We start from the raw sequence: 20,904 nt of genomic DNA, 5'->3' as shown, positions 1-20,904 counted from the left end.
ACAAAGAATTTACTTTAAAGCCTTCATTATCCCAGTTACCCAAGTGAATGTTCTTGAGCGTTTTAACACTCAGCAAATACCCACTAACTTTTTGATACTTAGTTAACAGACCAGTTGAGTTAGTCTGCAACAAAGCGATTAGTTCCTACGACTATTTCAAGATAGCCACAAACACTCAAAACTCAACCAGAATTCAGATCGGCTGTTGGCATCAATGGGAAAATTCTTGGCCAATATCCAGCTTAACCACCGAGCTTTTCTCTTAACTCACCTAAACAGAGTAATATCCCCATAAATAAAGAGGCTATCTAATTAATCAAAGCCTACATGTACACGTATAAGAAGTGCCTTACTGATCCGCGACGGCTCAGCTGAACCTTGAAGGCGTTGTACATCCCTAACCTCTCACAAGTGCAGGATAGTAATATCCACGGCTTTCGAAGTTCTTCTGTTAGACAGTGCATCCAGACTAGAAGCCCATGAAAAGAGTGGGCATTTCTCCAGAGCCAGCCACTACTTTTACTCCACTTAAGAAGCCAGAGCTTTTAAGGCATGGTTAGAGTCACTTTCACTATAGTGAAATCAGTATTCAGCCACATTAACTCAGCGCGGTAGGGTTACATCTGATAAAGACTGCAATGATTCATAGTCGCAGGCTCCGAGCTTAAGCATTTGTCGATAACAGTCCGTTAAGTTTTGTTAACTCTTTACTTGCTCAACACACTAACCCCACTACCTGGGTTTGCGCTAAATCGGAACTGTAAGTGCTCTCCAGTTTAAACTCTTATACAAAAACGAGAGTCATCAATAAACCATAGGAAATTACTCAACTATTCACTTGCAATTACACCTTTCAGTTTATGCAACGAGAGTAAAACAAAAGTCTTCTTTACTGCGCAAATACCTACTACGACTCTCTTTTTAGGTCCTCAAATTGAAAATATATAAAAAAAAACGATTTTTTTTACATGAAATAGCAAAATTCCATATAAAACACTTGCATTTAGGTATACAAATAAGCTGCAATTAGCGCCGCTCACTTGGGGGGACTCACTATCAATTGTTTTCTGCCGAAAACAGACGTCTTCGACAGTGCATTTCACTGGGAAGATGGCTGAGAATAATTGATAGGAATGCCCCCATTTAACAAAACAATACATTTGCAGGGAAATTTAAATGGCTACAAAAAAAGTATCCGCAGTCGCCACTAGCGATGTTGCACAGCTGGAAGCGGAGCTGCGCTCCCTTACCGCAAAACTGGAAAGTGCCCGTCTCAAACAAGAGAAGGACCTGACCGCTAAAGTAGAAAAGTTGGCAAACAGTGCCAAGAAAACCGCAGAAAAAGCTAAAGCGACTCAAGAAAAAGTTGCCGCTGTCCGCGCTAAGAAGAAAACCCCGGCCCAGCAAAACCAGCTGAAAAAAGCGCGTGATGCTGCTGCTGCAGCCAAAACTGCCGCTGCAGAGGCCAAAACTGCCGCTGCAGAAGCAAAAGAAGAGCTGGCCGGCATTAAAGCTGCAAACAAGCTTGCGGCTAAAGTAGCCAAAGTCGTCGCTAAAGAAGAAGCCGCTATCGCCAAGAAGCTGGCAGCCGAAGAGAAGAAGCAAGCTACAGCAGAAGCCAAAAAAGCTGCAGCTGCTGCCAAGAAAGCTGCCACTGCAGAGAAGAAAAAAGCTGCTGCGGTAAAGAAAAAGCCCGGTCGCCCAGCCAAAGCTGACTCAGCTAAGAAGAAGCCAGGCCGTCCTCCTAAGGCTGCAGCCACTACTGAAGAGCCCAAGAAAAAGCCGGGTCGCCCAAAGAAAACCGAAGAAGCTAAAAAGCCCGGTCGTCCAGCCAAAACCGAAGCTGCCAAGAAAAAGCCTGGCCGTCCAAAGAAAGCAGAAACAGAAGCCGCAGCAACTGAAGCTGCTCCTGTAAAACGCGGTCGCGGCCGCCCGCCAAAGGCAGAAACTGCGAAAAAGAAGCCCGGTCGCCCGGCTAAAAGCGAAGCAGCCAAGAAAAAGCCAGGGCGCCCCAAAAAAGTCGAAGCCGCAGCCCCAGCTGCAACTGAAGCTGCTCCTGTAAAGCGCGGCCGTGGTCGTCCGCCCAAGGCTAAGTAATAAGTAACTCACTTAGCTTGTTCAGCGGGAACAACAGCGCCCGCTGAACCGCCCCCGGCAAGCCCGGGGGCTATCCTTTGTACTCACCGATTTGAACACCAATACTGACCGCGCGTATGTGGTGATCCTTCCCCAAATACAAAATGCAATCGGCCCAGTTAGGCATATCAATTAACAGATTTCGTGTTATCCGTTCATAGTGCTCAATAAAGCGGTCCAGCTCAGACTCCTCCATCCCCGCCCCTGTACGTTTATGTAACTTTTGTTCCTGTAGTTTGCGCCACTCAAAAATTGACTCCATTCCAGGAGCACACAGCATCACCATGATATCCACGCGCTGAAATAGTTCGCGATAGATCCCTTCCAGTTGCTGATTAATAAAACGTCTCCAGCTGCCGGAAGTGTCCTCTAACCTCTCCAATGAATTAATAGGCTGAATTGGTGTTATCGATGCCTTAGCGCCGAGACACCATCCCTCAAGCAATACAATATCCACCTTGCCACTATGCACAGGCCAAAGGTTACTGGGCACCCTGTCATCTTTGGATTTATCAAAACGCGGCAGATAAACTTGTGACTGATCTCCAGCACTGCAAAGAGCATCCAGAGTATCTAACCCCAATTGAACATCGTGAGTGCCCGGTACTCCTCGGGTGCGCAAGAGCGGGTGAACCTCTTGGGAGAGCTGCAGCCGCTGGGAATGAGTCAGGTAAATGTCATCCAAAGAAAAAGTACAGCAGTTGAACCCCTGTTTCGCCAGGATCAGGCAAATAAAGTCTGATAACGTTGACTTGCCAGTGCCCTGCCCACCACTAATCCCCACAACCAGGGTCTGCCCTTCCTTGTGTCTTTTCATGAGCCATAAAGCCAATGGCAAGTAATAGGCCTCTATCTCATGAGAAAAATCTGCTGGCAGTTGGTGCTTCTGAATAAAACTACCAATCACTTGCCGTAGACTTGTCCCTGCTAATTCACGGCTAAGTTTGATAATTTCCTCCGGCCAGCGACATATTCCAGTCTCTAACTTGTTTCCCAATCTTCCCTCCAGATTCTGCTCCAATTTTTAATCAAGCCTCTTATTCACCATAAAGAAACGGGGGCCATGGCCCCCGCAAAAAGTGATCACAAGAATAATTTAATACTGAATATGCTAGCTCAATCGAGGACCTGCTAACTTTCTCCAAGAGAGTTTGCTGCGCAAATGCCCAGGCAAAACCAAAAGAACCGGGGTCACCAGTAACGTCAGGAGTGTGGAGAAGGACAATCCATAGACGATAGCACTGGCCAGTTTGACCCAGAATGATGCGATTACACCGTCGACCACAACATTTCGTCCTACCATGTCGACACTCACACCTAGGGCTAGCGGCAACAAACCTAAAATCGTCGTCGCAGTAGTGAGAAATACCGGGCGTAACCTCTGCGTGGAAGCTTTGAGGGCAGCCTCTGCGGGGCTAAGGTCAGGCTCACTTTTACGTACAAAGTTATAGGTATCGATCAAAACAATATTGTTGTTAACCACAATCCCCGCGAGGGCAACAATCCCTACTCCAGTCATGATGACACTGAAGGTGCTCTGGCTAAGCAATAAACCCAACATCACACCAATCGTCGACATAATCACCGAAGACAAGATCAGCAATGACTGATAAAAACTGTTGAATTGGGTTACTAACAGGATAAACATCAAAAACAGTGAAAGTAGAAAAGCCACCCCTAGAAATTGAAAGGACTCACTCTGCTCTTCATCCGCACCGCGAAATAATAACTCCACGCTTGGATCTACCGGATTCTGCTCAAGCCAAGCCCGGATTTCTTTGACCTTATCGTCTGGCAACACACCCTCCTGAGCGTCAGCTTTTACTTGCATGCGGGTAATGCCGTCGATCCTTTCAATTTTGTCTACTTTCGGCATGGCCACTGTATGTACAAAGCTGCTGATAGGCACTGTACCGCGCGGAGTGTTGACCTTGAGTTGATCAAGAGCGGCTATACCGCGAGCACTTTGCGGGTAACGAATACGAATATCCACCTCTTCATCAGTATCATCGGGACGGTATTCAGCCACTCGCACACCGTTGGTTACCAGCTGAACCGCTCGTCCTACTTCAGTCAGATCAGCTCCATACAAGGAGGCCTTGGCACGATCCACCCGCACCTCCCACTGAATCCCTGGGAGTGGTGCAGTATTGACAATATCTCGTAAACCACCGAAATCATCTTCCATTGCCCGGTGTAGTCGCCAAGTCTCGGCCAATAATTTTTCATAGTTCTGCCCGCGTAGCTCTAACACAATATCTTTGCCAACTGGCGGGCCGCCTTCCATTACGTTAGCCGTAACCTTGATCCCTGCAAAATTTGCTGTGCGTGCACGAATATCTTCGAAAACTTCCCGGCTGCGCCGCTCGCGCTCCTCAGCCGGCAGCAGCTCCACCAACATATTGGCAATCTGGTCCGGGGCACGATCGGAGTTACCGGAAATTCCACCGGAACCGATTGTCGTGTGCGCTATACGTACTTCTGGAATACTCAGGACCGCTTTTTCCACTTGGGCGACCAGCACTTTCTTCTCCGCCATGGAGAGATTGCCCTGCGCTCTAATCTCAACATTGCCGTACTGCTCTTCGGTCTCGGTGAAAAATTCAACCCCGGCACCAAAGCGGCCAAAAGCAATAAATATGCAGACCAAGAGAACAATTGTGGTGGTAAAGGCCATCCCTGGGCGACGCAAGACAAAAGCCAAGAGGCGGGCATAGTAACCGGTAATTCCCGGTAGGAGCGTGGGCTGCCCCTCCTCTAACTGCTTTAAGTAACTACGCGTTGAAGCTGTTAAATTACTTTTGCCAAATAAAGCACCCAGCACCGGAGCAAAAAACAGTGCATAGAGCAGTGATCCCGCTAATACCGCAAAGACAGTCACCGGCAGGTAGCGCATAAACTCGCCGACCACTCCCGGCCACAGCATTATCGGAAGAAAAGCGGCGAGCGTTGTTGCCGTTGAGGCGACAACCGGCCAAAACATACGACTGACCGATGCGATATAAGCGTTACGAGCACTCAAACCCTCAGCCATTTTTCGATCGGCAAATTCGGTAATCACGATGGAACCATCAATCAGCATACCGAGGGCCAGTAACATGCCGAACATCACCATAAAATTAAAGGAGTACCCCAGATACCAGGTGACGATAGAACCGAACAGCAGCGAGAATGGCACCCCCAATCCAACCAGAATGCCTGAGCGGAAACCCAGGGCAGCCACCACAATAATCATTACCAGCAGCATTGCGGTAAGAATATTGCCCTGCATTTCACTGACCATATCCCGCGCAAAGTTGGACTGGTCAAAAACAAACTCCACTTTTACGCCTTGGGGTAAAGCTCCCAGCTCCTCTTGCACAACCGATCTGACCCGATCTGCCACATTTACGGAGCTGGCGTCATTGCGTTTCTCGACATTAATAGCGAGACCGGGGCGACCGTTGATGCTGGTAAAACTCACAGCATCCTTGAAGGTGCGGCGAATATCGGTCACATCACCCAGGGTAACAACGCCATCTGCCGAATTCTTTAACGGGATCTCATAAACATCCTGTGCACTCTCAATCAGGCCGGGAACTTTGACAGAAAAGCGCCCGCGATCTGTATCCAATTCTCCTGCGGGAATCAGCAAGTTATTGCCCAGCACTGCGTTAATCAGCTCTGCACTGGTCACCTGATAGTGCTCAAGGCGCACCGGATCAATAGTTGCCTCGACTACCTCTTCGCGATTGCCGTGTAGATCTGCGCTCAATACATCGCTGATATTTTCTATTTTGCGCTTAAGTAACTGGGCACTACTGAGCAGTACCCGCTCACTAACTTTTTCCCCAGAGAGGGTAACCACAATGGTGGGAAAAGGTTGCGCCGATGCCTCCTCAACGGTGGGTTCTTCCGCATCCCTTGGCAGCTCTGCACGGGCCCTCTCCACCGCGTTGCGTATATCATCCACCGCATCATCCACATCAATTGCGGAGTCAAATTCCACCACGATATAGGCCAGGGACTCACGGGCGACTGCAATCACCTCGACAACTCCCTCGACCGCACGGATTTCCTGCTCCAAAGGGCGCACCAAAAGGCGCACGCCATCCTCGGGAGAAATCCCCTCATGGGTAACCTGCACCATAACAAATGGCGGATTCACTTCAGGGCTAGATTCAATTGTCATAGCACCGCGGGCCACAAGCCCCACTAAGACAATCAGCAACATCAGGCAAATGGCACTGCGATTGCGCGCAATCGCATTCTCCAATAATTTCATCGCTAGTTACCTTCCTGATCATCCTGTGCACTGGGCACTGAAACCGGCTCAGGGGTGATATCCACAGGCTGGGATTGCACACTGAGTGCAGGTTCTGGTGGAGACATTTCCACCTTGACAATATCGCCCTGGCTCACATATTCCTGACCGACGGTGATCAGAGTAACCGGGTCCGGCAGGCCACTGACCCAAACACCCCCGTCTCCATCACCCACCAAAGTGACATTGATAAAATCGACCCGATTGTTTTCATTGAGCACCCGCACACCCAGTGTGCCGCTGTCATCCAGAGTCAGTAGTGAGGAGTTAATATGGTGTGCCAGTATTTCTCCGGTGGGCAGAGCCAAGCGACCACTTAAACCACCGCGCAGCAAGTTGCCGGGATTATTCACTGCCACCTCGACCCGGTAAGCGCGGGTGATCTCTTGAGCCTGCTGGCTGATATAACGCAATTTACCCTGAACCGGAATACCACGTTGTAATTCTGCACTGGCCGGGCCCTCGGGCACTAAATTGCCCACTTGATTCTCGGAGACCTCACCAACTACCAGAATTGGATCCAAATCCAGCAGGGTCGCACATTCTTCTCCCCGGCGAATAAAATCACCCAGCTCTACCGCGCGCTTATTAACCACGCCGGCAAAAGGCGCGCGGATTTTCAAGTTATCCACCATCACCTTGGCCGAGGTGAAATCCGCCTGCGCTTGCGCCAGAGCAACATTCTGCTGAGCCATGGCCGTATCGGACTGCAAGCCTTTCTTTTTTAGCCGCTCAGCGCCAGCATAATCCAGACGCGCTTTATTGAGCGCGGCTTCGGCCAGGGCCAGCTTTTCCAGACGGTCCTCCGCTTCGATTTCACAGATCACCTCACCCTGTTGTACTTGGCTTCCCTCTGGCACTGGCAGCCGGGCTATTACACCATCCAGTTCCGCTCTCAGGCGCACGCTGCGATTTGCTTCGGTATGCCCATTGACCAACACCCGTGTCGCGTAGGACTGAGCCTCAATCCGCCGGGCCTGAACCCGCATCGCCGCCTCGGGAACAATCCCCGCTTTTTCGGCGGCATTCGCACTCTCACTATCCTCTTCAGGCAGCAAAACCCCACTGAATAGCCAGGCAAGGGCTAGTAGGGTAACGAGTAATGCGATTCGATAATTTCGGTTAGACCAGATGGATACCAGTGCACTCATAAATAGAAACCTGTCAGGCACAAATAAAGCGGCCGGCAGCAACGCTGGCGCAGTGTTTTGAGTAGGCCAAATTTTACACAGCCCAGTCGTATTCCTAAATTGAATTTTCAGAGAAATAGACCAGCTGACAAGGCTGCGGGGCCGGTAACATCAGTCGATGTCTGAGTAAATTGAGTATAAGAAGGGACAGGTGCTTCGCGTGGAGCAAAGAGGGGAAATCGGTCAGACTGTCTTCACAGGGCACTCCAACCGCATCATTTAGTGAGAATTAAGACAGCATCGATTCCAAAAAACCCAGCATGTCTGACTCATCATCAATCAGTTCACCGGAACCAAATTCCGCATTCCAATCGAGAAGTATTCTGGCCAGAGCCCTTGCCTGTTCGGCCAGGGCAACTAACTCTTCGCGGCTATTCTTTGGCCCGGTGTAAAGCTTTAATTTGCGATGGCTGTCGGCCAGTTGATGGCTGGGGTACTTAGAGCGATACACTTCCAACTTCCAGCGCAGCGAATGCACCATATTGCGATAAAACGTCAATTTTGTTGGCAACTGCAGCAGAGTGAAATCTTCAAGATCCCCAAACAGGGAGCAATCGAGCCCGAGCACCTGGGTCTCGCGGCTATTGTGCGCAGCAAAAATATTCGCGCTACGAGGCTCTGCCAACAACATAGAGAGATCGCCAAATAATTCCCCTGGGCGAATAACCGCCAGGGGACGCTCGCCATTAAGCCCATTGCCCTCCACTTGAACCTGCAGTTCTCCCCGCAAAAGGAAAAAAACCCACTGATCCACGTCGCCGGCGCGCAGCAGCTGTTCACCAGGTTCCAAACTCAAAAGTCGGGAGCGCTTTAACAATACATCGTACTGCCACTCACTGGCCGCACGAATATCTCGAAACAGATGAATGACGTTAAGAAGCTTATCGACAGCTTCCCGCGGATAGTCAATAAGGGGCTTGGTTTCCATAGATACCGCAAAATTAGTGAAAACTTTTCCATTTTTTCTAAAAGTGTGGCCGATGCCACTTGGCGATGCTGGATTCTAAACGATATCGATCTGCCACACACATCGTTGGCTATGACAATCGTTTCCCACTCGGCACCCGCGATCCTGCGAAGGGGGGCATTCTAACCTCTCCAGGCTTGAACTCCATTCCAGTTGCAGTAGAGTTAGGCGAAGTGTTGAGTACAGTGTGCTCACTCACACTTTGAATGCGCACTATTTCATCTGATTTGTGTGCACCGGGGAGGGACACCTCAATCTTAATTACCGGGACCCGAGTGTCCGGATATGCAGACACCATAGAACAATGAAATCGATAAAAATTGTCTTCTCACTTTGGGTGTTAACATTTGCTGTAACTACCTCAGCTGCACCGCTCTTAAATGGCCTTGCGCTCGAACAACAATTTAACAAAGAACTCTATATAGCCGCTGTCTACTCGGAGAGTCTTTCTAGTGATTCAGCCGGCCTTTACAACCCAGAGACACCGCGGCGCCTGGAAGTACGGGTGCTCGCCAAAAGCCTGCCCGCGCGCCGTTTCCGCAACCAGTGGATGGAAAGTATCGCCATCAATAACCGCGGTGACACCCTGAGCAGTCAGGCGGAGGATATGGTGACCTTCGCCAACCTGTTTAAAGGCCGCCTACACCGCGGGGACCAGTTAGCCATCGATTTTGCTGCCGACAGCGGTATCACCTCGGTTTCCCTAAATGGCATTACCCTCGGTGAGATAGCCAATCCGGATTTCTTCAATACCCTGCTGCGCGCCTGGATCGGCCCTGTCCCCCCCTCGACAGATTTTCGTGACGGACTGCTCTCTGCCGGAAATATTCCCGACTCCCTGCGCTCCACTTTTGAGAGCCTAGAGCCCAGCAGCGAGCGGATCGCCGAGCTGCAGTTGAAGTTGATTAGCCAAGAGGAAGCCCTGGCGGCGGCGCAGGCACCACAGAAAGAGGAGGAGCTATCCAAGCCCACACTGGTTGAGGTGGATCTCGCCCCGCCCACCATGACTCTGACTCCGGCAAGCTCCGAAGTGTTGGAGGTGGCCGAGCAAATCACAGAGCAGGTAGCTCAGACTGAAGCCACCGATGGGCTCTCACAGACAGAGGAAGCCCCCCTGCAGCAGGAAAACGAAAGTAGCGGCGAGCCTATCCAACTAGCCGCAAACGGCCCCGAGGATATAGCGCTGGCAGAAATGGATGAGGAGTTTGAGGAGGAAGAAGAGGCCCCCCTAACCGCCGGTATGATCTTGGCTCGCCAAATTTACACTTCCAACCTACTGCGCCACACCTACCGTCATATTCGCTATCCGAAACGCGCCCAGGAGCGGGGCCAGGAAGGTAGTGTGCGCCTGAATGTGGTTATTAACACCCGCGGCGAAGTAGAGGAGATTCAGGCAGTGCAAGAATCCCGCTTTGGAACTCTCAACCGTGAAGCTCGCGCTGCGGTAGAGAGAGCGGCGCCATACCCCGCAGTACCCTCCCAGCTGGGCGAGGAGACTTTCAGCTTCTCACTGCCGATTACCTTCAATCTACCCGACTGACCCACTCTTTCGCAAAAGCCCCACTCTGTGGGGCTTTTTACTAAGAAATTTCGCTAAATTTGTAACTCCTAACCAAATTAGCCAAGCCACCATCTGCCGCAATCCATCCGCCGCTAAACGCAGCCCTCTTGCCCAACCTTACTGTCCCCTTTTACCATGTACGTTTGATACAACTGTGCAAAATTTAGCCAAAAGAGCCGAAATGAAAAAACTATTACTACCTGTCGCTATTGCAGGCATTCTCGCCGGCACCCAGCTGTCACTAACAGCCCACGCCCACGATCACAGTGGCTCCAGCCACCATAAGGCCACTGCTGAACAGCAGCAGCTCACTTCCGGTATCGACCTCACCGCGATGGATACTAGTGTTCGCCCACAGGATGACTTCTTCGCCTATGTAAACGGCACCTGGCTAAAGAACACCGAAATTCCAGCAGATAAATCCCTCTGGGGCGGCTTTACAACCCTGAGAGACAAAAGCACAGAACAAGTTAAAACACTGATCATGGAGGCCAGTAAAGGCGCCAGCAGCAAAGATGCCAAGCAGATCGGTGACCTCTACAACAGCTTTATGAATGAAAAGCTGATTGAAAAGAAAGGCATTACCGCTGTCTCCTCCGAACTCGCCAAAATCGACGCAATTAAGACCCGCAAGGATCTGACTAACTATTTCGCCTACGCTGATATCGCCGGCTACGACGTACCCTTCGGTGGCGGCATCTACCAAGACCTGAAAGAGGTCGAAAACTATATTTTCTACCTGTGGCAGGCCGGCCTGGGTATGCCGGACCGCGACTACTATTTCGAAGATACCGAGAAGAGCAAGGGGCTGCGCAAGGCCTATAAAGAGTATCTGGTAGAAATCCAAAAGTTAGGCCAGCTGGATAATGCCGAAGCGTTCTCCAAGAAAATCTTCAAGCTGGAAGAGAGCCTCGCCAAGCATCACCGTACACGCCTGGACAACCGCGACCCCGAAAAGTATTACAACAAGAAATCCACTGCGGAGCTGAAAAAGCTGATGCCCGCAGTTGACTGGAACAGCTACCTAAGCGCAGCCAAACTGGCCAAGGCTGACAGCTTTATTGTGGGCCAGCCCGAGTACCTGGAAGCCGCTAATCAGATCATTGTCGACACCGATATGGCCACCTGGAAGCGCTACCTGAAGGTCAAGGTACTTTCCGCCATGGCGCCTTACATGCACAGTGAGATTGCCCAGGCACATTTCGATTTTTACAACACCAAACTCCACGGCGTAGAGCAGATGGAACCCCGCTGGAAGCGCGGCACCCAGTTTGTGAATGGCGCAGTGGGTGAGCTGGTCGGCAAGCGCTACGTTGAAAAGTACTTCCCACCGGAAGCTAAAGCGCGCATGACTGTGCTGGTGGACAACCTGAAAGCCGCCTACCGTGAATCCATCGAGTCCTTGGAGTGGATGGGTGAGGACACCCGCAAACAGGCATTGTTTAAGCTGGAAAACTTCACCACCAAGATTGGCTACCCGGACAAGTGGCGTGACTACTCCGCACTCAAGGTAGATGCCGATAACCTGGTGGGCAATGTGCTGGCAGCCAATATGTTTGAGGCCAGTTATGATCGCAACAAGCTGGGCAAGCCCATCGACCGCGGTGAGTGGGGCATGAGCCCACAGACCGTGAATGCCTACTACAACCCGGCAATGAACGAGATCGTGTTCCCCGCAGCAATTTTGCAACCACCATTCTTTAATATGAATGCCGACGATGCAGTGAACTACGGCGGTATCGGTGGTGTGATCGGCCATGAAATCGGCCACGGCTTCGATGACAAGGGCAGTAAATTCGATGGCAAGGGCTATCTAAATAACTGGTGGACTGACTCTGACCGCAATAACTTTGAGAGCCTTACCAGTAAGCTGGTCTCCCAATACGACGCCTACGAACCCTTAGAAGATGAGCACATCAACGGCAAGCTGACTCTGGGTGAAAACATCGGCGACTTGTCCGGCCTCGGCATCGCCTATAAAGCCTACAAAATGTCCCTGAACGGCAAAGAAGCACCGGTCATCGACGGTTTCACCGGCGATCAGCGCGTATTTATGGGCTGGGCACAGGTTTGGCGTAGCAAGATCCGCGATGAAGCTCTGAGCGGCCGTATGAAGGTGGATACCCATTCTCCTGCGGAGTACCGAGTGAAAGGGGTCCTCCCCAATATCGAAGCTTTCTACGAAGCTTTTGATATTAAAGAAGGTGACGGTATGTACCTGCCGAAAGAGGAGCGCGTGAAGATCTGGTAATCGCTGGCAATAATCCTGCCATCTGTTACCGGCTTTCCACTCTACCGGCCGCCCCGGCGGCCGGTTTCTCTCAATATTTTCCTCGAAGTTTCCCTCTCTCCTAATATTTCCTCATTCTTGTACCATCCATTTCATCAACACTACAGGATGGACAAATCTTTGCCGCAATAGCTTAAGATGGATGGCGTGCTTTCATAAGAGATACCACCAATGGCCCATCGCACCCAGTTCCAACTGCTTGCCAGCCGCCGCTTTCTGCCCTTCTTTATCACCCAGTTTTTAGGTGCCTTTAACGATAACGTATATAAAAATGCGTTGATCGTGATGATCGCCTTTCGCTTGGTGGAAAGCGAAGCCAATGCTCTAATTAATATCGCCGCCGGCCTGTTTATTCTGCCGTTTTTCCTATTTTCCGCCTCTGCAGGTCAGTTGGCGGACAAATTTGATAAGAGCCGCTTAATTAGACTGATCAAGCTGGGAGAGATCGTTATTGGCTCCCTCGGTATAGGTGCGCTTTATAGTGGCAGTAATCTGCTCTGCCTTGCCGTTTTGTTCCTGCTCGGAGTGCAGTCCGCCTTCTTTGGCCCGGTGAAGTACGCCATCCTGCCACAATCCTTGAAACGCTCTGAACTGGTCGGTGGTAACGCCCTGGTAGAGATGGGTACTTTTGTTGGTATCCTCGCCGGCACCATTGTGGGCGGCCTACTCGCCGGACTGACCGGGCAAGGGGAACACGGTCTCTTCTACCTCAGCCTGATTATTATGGGGGCCGCGATATTCGGTTACTTGGCAAGCCGCTGGATTCCTCAAAGTCCAGCGCCCTCGCCAAATTTGCATATCAACCCAAACCCCATCACCCAAACCAACAAAATCCTGCGCACTACTGCCAAAACCCCATCAATTTTCTATGCCATTATCGGCATCTCCTGGTTTTGGCTATTGGGCGCGGCTTATCTGACGCAGATACCCAGTTTTACGAATAATGTACTGGGGGGAGATGAATCCCTTGTCACCCTATTGTTGTGTGCCTTTACCATCGGTATTGCCCTGGGCTCCATGCTGTGCGAGCGTTTATCCAACGGCCATATCGAATTGGGCCTAGTACCACTGGGTGCCGCCGGTCTCACCATTGCCGGAATCGCCCTTTCCAGTGCCGGGGGGGGCTTTCAGGAACTGCAAGAGCCCACCTTAAGCGCTTTCTTCAACAGCGATGGCGCCCTCACTATTCTTATCTGCATCGTATTGTTAGGTATTTTTGGTGGCCTCTACATTGTGCCTCTCTACGCTATGATGCAAGACCGATCGCCTCGAGAAATTCGCGCACAGATTATCTCGGTCAACAATATTCTTAACGCGCTGTTTATGGTTGTTTCAGCGCTGCTGGGTATTTTGTTCCTGAATATCCTAGGAGCCACGATTCCACAGTTTTTCCTGGTCATCGCCCTGATGAACGCCGCCGTGGCTATCTTTGTATTCACCAAGGTTCCCGAATTCGCGATGCGTCTACTTATCTGGATGCTCTCCCACACAATGTATCGGGTTAAGCATCAAGGGTTAGAGCAGATTCCCGCAGAGGGACCAGCCCTGATCGTGTGTAACCATGTAAGTTATGTGGATGCCCTACTGTTAGCCGGCGCCGTACGCCGCCCAATACGCTTTATCATGTATAAGCCGATTTACGAAATCCCGGTACTACACTTTATCTTCCGCACTGGGCGCGCCATTCCCATCTGCTCCAAGTCACGGGATCCTGCAGGCTATGATCAGGCATTCAAGGACATTGAGCAGGGTTTGCAAGATGGTGACCTGCTATGTATTTTCCCAGAGGGACAACTCACTAAAGACGGAGAGATGCAACCGTTTAAAGCCGGCATTGAAAAAATCCTTGCGCGCACCCCTGTGCCAGTAATCCCCATGGCCCTACGCGGACTTTGGGGCAGCTTCTTCAGTCATAAAGGTGGACACGCCTTCACCACCCTGCCAAAGCGCTTCTGGTCCAAAGTCAGTGTCGTGGCAGGCGCTCCGATTAAAGCGCCTGAAGCCAAGGTAGAGGCATTACACGATGAGGTACTGGAGTTGCGCGGGGAATTAAAATAGATCAACACATATTTTGGGGCTGGGATAACACCAGCCCTGTCATCAAAACCCTTACGCGCCAGGATATTTGACCAGACCAAGGCTACTGTAGTCTTACTGCTGTCCTATGCTTAACCAAACTTCCTTCAATGTAACCCCATCTTCAGAACCTTATAAAGCACGATGACCGAATACGGGTCTAACAAGGAATATTCGCAGCATCACTCAACAAATATGAATCCCCGACTGATAACCAATCAGATATAGGCTGTCTCATGTAAGGAAGTGGCAATGGCTCGACAGAATCAGTTTCAGCTATTGGGAAAACGCCGCTTCCTCCCCCTATTCCTTACTCTGATCACTGTCTATTTCAACAACAATATCTTCAGAAATGCTCTCTTAGTTATTCTCGCTTTCCAGCTGGCAAAAAACGAAGCCAATACTCTGATCAATCTGGCAACCGCACTTTATCTTTTACCTTTTTTCCTGTTTTCTATCACAGCGGGACAATTGGCAGATAGGTTCGATAAAAGCAAATTTATTAGGCTGATTAAGCTGCTAGAAATCCCCATTGTACTTCTGGGGGCTGTTGCGCTGTATGCCAACAGTAAGATGCTAAGCTTCTTAGTTTTATTCCTATTAGCAACCCACGAGACTTTCTACGGCCCTGCCCGCTATGCAGTTATGCCCCAACACCTGAAACGAAAAGAACTGATGGGTGCTAATGGGTTGGCACAAATGGCAATTTTTGCTGGCAGCCTTAGCGGTGCAATCGTAGGCGCTCTACTCGCAGATTTTATCAAGCCGGGACAACATGGGGTTTTATATCTTAGCCTTGTCATGTCTGGTATCGCAGTTTTCGGTTATTTAAGCAGCCGCGCAATACCTCCAGCACCACCATTGTCACCCCGCTTAAAAGTGAATTGGAACCCAGTAAAGCAAACTCTGAAAATTTTACAGCAAACAATGAAGAACCCTTCGGTTTTTTATTCCATCATCGCCTGTTCTTGGTTTTGGCTAATCAGCACAACTTTTATTGCGCAAATTCCCAGTTTCACCAAAAACACACTGGGCGCCAGCGAACCCGTGGTTACCCTGATGATTTGCTGCTTAACAATTGGTATTTCGCTTGGATCCCTTATGTGCAATACCTTATCTCGAGGCCGCATTACACTTGGCATAGTACCCATCGGTGGCCTTGGAATAACTCTGGGCGGGCTTGGTCTGGGTTTTAGCGCACTAGGTTTTCATACTATATCTGGAGCTTCCATATCTGAATTTATGATGAGCGACAATGCAGTTTCAATTTTGCTCTACACAGTATTGGTGGGTTTCTCCGGGGGGATCTTTATCGTGCCACTCTACACCATCATTCAAGACCGGGCAGAAAAGCAAATACGCGGACAAATTCTTGCACTGAATAACATGTCCTACGCCCTATTCGTTGTCATAATCTCAATAGTCAATATTATATTACTAGATGCGGCAAAGATATCTATCACCCAACTTATAATATTCCTTGCAATTTTAAATCTCCTTGCATTAATTTTTATCTGTTTCAAATTACCCGAGCTGTTAGTGCACCTAACCACCTGGGCCTATACAAATGTCGTGGCTCGAGTGCAAGGAGAAAACTTGAAACTGATACCGGAACAAGGAGCCACTCTCATCATCTGCACGTCCATGAATTACCGGGCACCTCTAATCCTATATGAGATAATACCGCGCCCCGTTCGTTTTATCTTACCGCAATCATTATTCAACCATAAATTAATACGCTTTGCCCTTAGCAAGGGGGGCACACAACCTATAATTTACAATTCAGAAAAAACAGAAAAGAATATCAACCCTCTCAACGAAATAGAAAATGCAATAAAAAAAGAGGAACTTTTGTGTCTATTTATAGACAAGCAAGATCATTCAAGTACAACCATGAAAAGAAGAAAACAGTTATGGGGCATATTTAGGAATCAGAACGCTCCCATTACTCAAGCCCTATTACAGATCAAGAAGACAAAAAGCCAGTTAAGTAGAAGAACATTATTAACCTTAAAAAACATTTACAAAGAAGACGATATTTAAAAAGAAAACCTACAAAGACAGCCTCACCATTTAAGGATAAAGACCTCAAAAACCACAACTACTCTTTTACAATAACAATCAACACTATAAAACCAGATTCCATCTACTAGTTGGCAGCAGTTCCTCCTACTCTCCAAGCATCCACTGATTCAGCTTTACCCTATGCTATTAGTTACTCACTTTTGCACTGATACAATGGTTTAGTCACTGGATTTGTTCAAGGGAAGCAACCCAACTAAAGAAAGGCGCCAATGGCCCAGCAAAACCAATTCACCCTTTTTACCAAGCGCCGCTTCCTGCCACTGTTTCTCTCATTGATCAGTGCCGCCTTCAACGACAATATTTTCAAAAATGCACTCCTGGTGATGCTGGCATTTCGTCTGGCGGAGTCCGAGGCCAATGCCTTAATCAATCTCGCAACGGGCTTTTATATACTGCCGTATTTTCTCTTTTCGGTAACGGCCGGCCAGCTAGCGGATAAATATGACAAGAGCCGAATTATCAGGATATTGAAGTTAGCGGAAATATTTTTTGTCTTGCTGGGAGCCTATAGCCTTATTTATAACAACCAAATCCTGAACTTTATTGTGTTGTTTTTAATGGCAACACACACCGCTATATTCAGCCCTGTGCAGTATGCCCTACTACCCCAACACCTCAAGCGCAGCGAGTTGATGGGAGGCAATGGATTGGCACAGATGGCTTCCTTTGCCGGGGTGTTAGTCGGGACTATTGCCGGTACCCTACTCGCCGGTTACACAAAACCGGGCCAACCGGGACTGGAGGAATTGGGAGCCATCATGGTTGTGATAGCCGTCTTAGGCTATCTTGCCAGCCGAATGATCCCACAAGCACCCCCCCCGACCCCAGACTTACGCATCGACTGGAACCCCATATCCCAAGCTTGGCGTATAATGCGGCTAACGGTTAAGAATCCATCAGTTTTTTACGCTATTCTCGCCTGCTCCTGGTTCTGGCTGGTCAGTTCAGCCTATCTAGCACAGGTGCCCAGCCTCACCAAGAATGTACTAGGCGCGAGCGAGCCAGTTATCACCATTATTCTGTGCTGCCTATCCATTGGTGTGGCGGCGGGCTCCCTGATGTGCGAAGCACTCTCCAGAGGGCGCATCACATTTGGCATAGTACCTATCGGCGCCTTGGGGATCACTCTAGGTGGGCTGGGCCTCGGTATAACCACTGCACAGTTTGACACCTTGTCCGGGGCATCTATCAGCGAATACCTGCAAAGTGATGGCGCTTATGCCGTACTCATATATACCGCTTTACTGGGCATATTTGGCGGTATCTTCATTGTACCGCTTTATACAATCATGCAGGACAGGACCGACTACGCTGTGCGTGCGCAAGTCCTATCCCTAAACAATGTTTTAAACGCCCTATTTATTGTACTGATCTCGCTGCTTAGTATTTTTTTTCTCGACGTACTGAAAATTACAATTCCGCAGCTATTTATCCTGATGGCTCTGGTGAACTGTACAGTAATGGCTTTATTGTTTTTCAAACAACCAGAATTTATTGTGCACTTACTTGTGTGGCTTTCCTCGCATCTATTCGCCCGTACCTCCTACGGAGAACTCAAGCACATTCCCGCCACAGGAGCTGCATTGCTAGTCTGCAGCCCAGCAGCCCGGCTGGCGCCCCAACTGCTTATGGATACTCTACTGAGGCCGATTCGCTTTATTCTGCCCCAGGGGTTTAACCAATTTCCTTTGCTGCGATTTATTTTTAACAATTACAGTCTTGCGCCCATTTTTTACGACGCAACAGGAGATAAAGAGAAGTTCTCAGCTGAAATACGTCGAGCTGTAGGGAATGGTGAATTAATCTGCTTCTTTCCCGTTAAAGATCACTGTGACAGTGAATTTACTGATATTGAAAGACAACTAAAGGAGGTCTTAACCCATACGGCCACCCCCATATTCCCCCTTACTTTGAAGGGATTGCACGATGAGATTTCAGGCAGCTCCAATCATAAAAAAATGAGTTTTTTTCCCAAAGTACATATCAGCGTAGGGCAGCCTATTGCAGCGAAGGATATAAACAGATCAGCCTTAGCTGAGCAACTCAACCAAAGTGATACTTAATTCATCGATTTAACCAGTAGTCACTAACCACCAGTAAAAAATGTGCCTTATTCGAACCCCAAATTCAGAGTTTAATCTCGCTCAAGTCCAGCAACAGCTGCGAACTCCACACCCAAATAGGGTAATTGGCATATTCAGATTCTAAGTGGGGCTTCTTTAGCAAAAAAATACCCGCTTCTAGGAGCGGGTATTTTCAATACTTTCAGGCTGTGTTTTATTAAGCAACCTTAGCTGGAGCCTCAGTAGAAGCACTCCCCTTTCTCATCAGCCAAAGCGCTCCGATAAGCACCAAGGCTTGCAAGCCAATCCCCTGCCAAGTTGGGTAAATACCCAGCCAGTCGAAGCTAAACTGCACCGGCAGCGGTGAAATACCAATCCAGGCCGCCTCCTGCAACGCGGCAACCGCCTTGCCTGCAAGTACGAATGACAGTGCCAGCAATACATAAGTGGTCACGCTGAAGAATTTACCGATCGGCAGGCTTACCGAGTAACGCACTAGGGCAAAACCAATCACCGCCAGTAAAACTACACCAGCGCCAACCCCTGTCCACAAAGTGCCATAATGACCTGCAGAAGTCTGCGCCAGTAGAGATTGATAGAACAGGATGGTCTCGAAGATCTCACGGTAAACTGCGATAAATGCCAGCCCTGTAATACCCCAAAGGGCACCGGTACTCAGGCTGCGGTTGATGCTTTCACGGATATATTTCTGCCACTCGTCCGCTTGTGTTTTGCTATGCATCCAGAAGCCCACATAGAAGAGCACTACCGCGGCCAACAGGGCGGCCACGCCCTCCATCACCTCACGGCCGGCGCCACTAATGGTGATCAGTGTCTGCGCCGCAATCCAGGTGGCAAAGCCGGCGGCAAAGGCACCGACCCAGCCCACATGCACAAATTTGAGGGCATCGCGACGGCCAGTTTTTACCAGGATGGTAGTCAGAGCAATCACCACCAATAGCGCCTCCAACCCTTCACGCAGAAGAATCACCAGACTGGCAATAAATAGAGCAGCACCAGACAGGTTGCCCTCCTGCATTAGCGACTCCGCTTGAGCTAGTTGCTGCAGGATTGTCTCAATCTGCGCCCGAACCTGTTGGGGGTCGCTATCAGCGTGAAGTTGCGCGCGCAAACCCAGCAATTCACGTTCAGTGGCCAAGCGCAGGTCTGCATCCAGAGAGTTCAGGGAATTTTCCGCCATCTCAAAACCATCGAGATAGGCGCTGATTGCCAGTGTGCGAGCTTTGGCGAAGTCGCTCTGTTGATAGGCCCGTAGCGACGCCTGTAATTGTGTGCGCGCCACATCAATGGGAGTGCTGCCTACCGAAGCCTCTGCGGTAAACAGCACACTCGGATCAGCGCGTAGTGCCGCCACCGTCTGCGAGGAAATTTCCGGACGATCATTGCGCAGCACCTGTGGGCTATACATCACCATATCTTGCAAGCTAGGTTTCATTTCCGCAGCCGGGTCCCTTTCACCGGCAAATGCCAAGCCACCCACGTAAAAAGCGAGAGACCAGCGCTGCTGCTCGGTGAGATTAGCAAAAGCAGTCATGGCGGTGCCATCAATACCATTGCTGATCGCATCGTAAAGCCCCAACAGAGAACGATTAACAGCGCGCTCGTGCTCGTGGAAATTGGTCGGCGCAGGCTCCAGATTCGCCGCCAGGGGGCCGTCGCCGTGGCCCTCCACACCGTGACACGCAATACACTGGGCCTGATAGAGCGCGAGAGTCTCTTCAGTACTGACTAATCCACTTGGCAGTGATAATGCCGGAGCAATAGCTAGCAACCCCTGGCGCAAACTGACTGTGTGCACCTGCACTTCATCAATATCCGCTTTGCGCTGGATTGCCGCCTGTAAGGCCTGGGCCTCTGCGCGAATAACACTGGCCTCGGTGGAATCTTTTAGCTGCTGCCCACGGTCGATCAGCAGCCCGGCGAACTCCTCCATTTCAGCAAATTCGTCAGCATTGATTATCTTGCCTCCGGCCACAGCCTCCGGGTAATCAACGCCAATATACTCCGCCATTTGCATCAACTGGCGCAGTTCCTGATCTGAGAGCCCCCCTTGATGGGCCTGGACGGGGGTAATCGAAATGGCCAGCAACGCTATAAACAAGCAAGCCAGATAGTGGGAAAGGCGCATGGAGTGTCCTTTTCAGTTGCTACAAACAATATTCGTTATGGAGTGCACAATATTATTGATAATCATTCTCATAATAAACCCCAT

At 49.9% G+C, this 20,904-nt stretch carries 11 protein-coding genes; 6 read left to right on the top strand and 5 right to left on the bottom strand.

Annotated features, from left to right (window positions below; translation table 11 throughout):
- Positions 1-1,176 precede the first annotated feature (1,176 nt).
- Complete coding sequence (locus ACJJIO_RS12985; RefSeq protein WP_444891344.1) at positions 1,177-2,097, top strand: hypothetical protein; 921 nt, start codon at positions 1,177-1,179, stop codon at positions 2,095-2,097.
- Between the two features lie 70 nt (positions 2,098-2,167).
- On the opposite strand, the gene ACJJIO_RS12980 is transcribed toward ACJJIO_RS12985, so the two are convergent.
- The 4 genes from ACJJIO_RS12980 to ACJJIO_RS12965 all read right to left on the bottom strand — a co-directional run bounded on the left by ACJJIO_RS12980 (position 2,168) and on the right by ACJJIO_RS12965 (position 8,557).
- On the bottom strand, positions 2,168-3,133 hold the full coding sequence (locus tag ACJJIO_RS12980; protein WP_444899091.1) for a phosphoribulokinase: 966 nt from the start codon (positions 3,131-3,133) through the stop codon (positions 2,168-2,170).
- A gap of 114 nt (positions 3,134-3,247) precedes the next feature.
- Positions 3,248-6,400: an efflux RND transporter permease subunit gene (locus ACJJIO_RS12975; protein WP_444883756.1), complete on the bottom strand. Its 3,153-nt coding sequence runs from the start codon at positions 6,398-6,400 to the stop codon at positions 3,248-3,250.
- 2 nt (positions 6,401-6,402) lie between these two features.
- On the bottom strand, positions 6,403-7,590 hold the full coding sequence (locus tag ACJJIO_RS12970) for an efflux RND transporter periplasmic adaptor subunit (RefSeq protein WP_444908691.1): 1,188 nt from the start codon (positions 7,588-7,590) through the stop codon (positions 6,403-6,405).
- Between the two features lie 268 nt (positions 7,591-7,858).
- On the bottom strand, positions 7,859-8,557 hold the full coding sequence (locus tag ACJJIO_RS12965; protein WP_252084550.1) for a cyclic nucleotide-binding domain-containing protein: 699 nt from the start codon (positions 8,555-8,557) through the stop codon (positions 7,859-7,861).
- 343 nt (positions 8,558-8,900) lie between these two features.
- Here ACJJIO_RS12965 and ACJJIO_RS12960 point away from each other — a divergent pair, with 343 nt between their 5' ends.
- The 5 genes from ACJJIO_RS12960 (at position 8,901) to ACJJIO_RS12940 (ending at position 18,671) form a co-directional block, all read left to right on the top strand.
- Complete coding sequence (locus ACJJIO_RS12960) at positions 8,901-10,136, top strand: TonB family protein (protein ID WP_444883754.1); 1,236 nt, start codon at positions 8,901-8,903, stop codon at positions 10,134-10,136.
- Positions 10,137-10,338: 202 nt separating this feature from the next.
- Positions 10,339-12,408 carry a M13 family metallopeptidase gene (locus ACJJIO_RS12955; protein WP_444883753.1) on the top strand — a complete coding sequence of 690 codons (2,070 nt, stop codon included), beginning with the start codon at positions 10,339-10,341 and terminating at the stop codon, positions 12,406-12,408.
- 210 nt (positions 12,409-12,618) lie between these two features.
- Positions 12,619-14,505 carry an MFS transporter gene (locus ACJJIO_RS12950; protein WP_444888010.1) on the top strand — a complete coding sequence of 629 codons (1,887 nt, stop codon included), beginning with the start codon at positions 12,619-12,621 and terminating at the stop codon, positions 14,503-14,505.
- A 270-nt stretch (positions 14,506-14,775) separates the two neighbouring features.
- Positions 14,776-16,566 (top strand): MFS transporter, encoded by a 1,791-nt coding sequence (locus ACJJIO_RS12945; protein ID WP_444908690.1) that lies wholly within the window; start codon positions 14,776-14,778, stop codon positions 16,564-16,566.
- Between the two features lie 251 nt (positions 16,567-16,817).
- The gene (locus ACJJIO_RS12940) at positions 16,818-18,671 is read left to right on the top strand and encodes an MFS transporter (RefSeq protein WP_444888008.1); all 1,854 of its coding nucleotides are present in this window, start codon (positions 16,818-16,820) and stop codon (positions 18,669-18,671) included.
- A gap of 217 nt (positions 18,672-18,888) precedes the next feature.
- On the opposite strand, the gene ACJJIO_RS12935 is transcribed toward ACJJIO_RS12940, so the two are convergent.
- Positions 18,889-20,820: a cytochrome c/FTR1 family iron permease gene (locus ACJJIO_RS12935; RefSeq protein WP_444908689.1), complete on the bottom strand. Its 1,932-nt coding sequence runs from the start codon at positions 20,818-20,820 to the stop codon at positions 18,889-18,891.
- Positions 20,821-20,904: the final 84 nt, after the last annotated feature.

The organism is Microbulbifer mixtoriginis (SeqCode) (assembly GCF_052467235.1).
The sequence above is the reverse complement of the archived record's forward strand: the minus strand, read 5'-3'. Positions and strand labels throughout refer to the sequence as shown.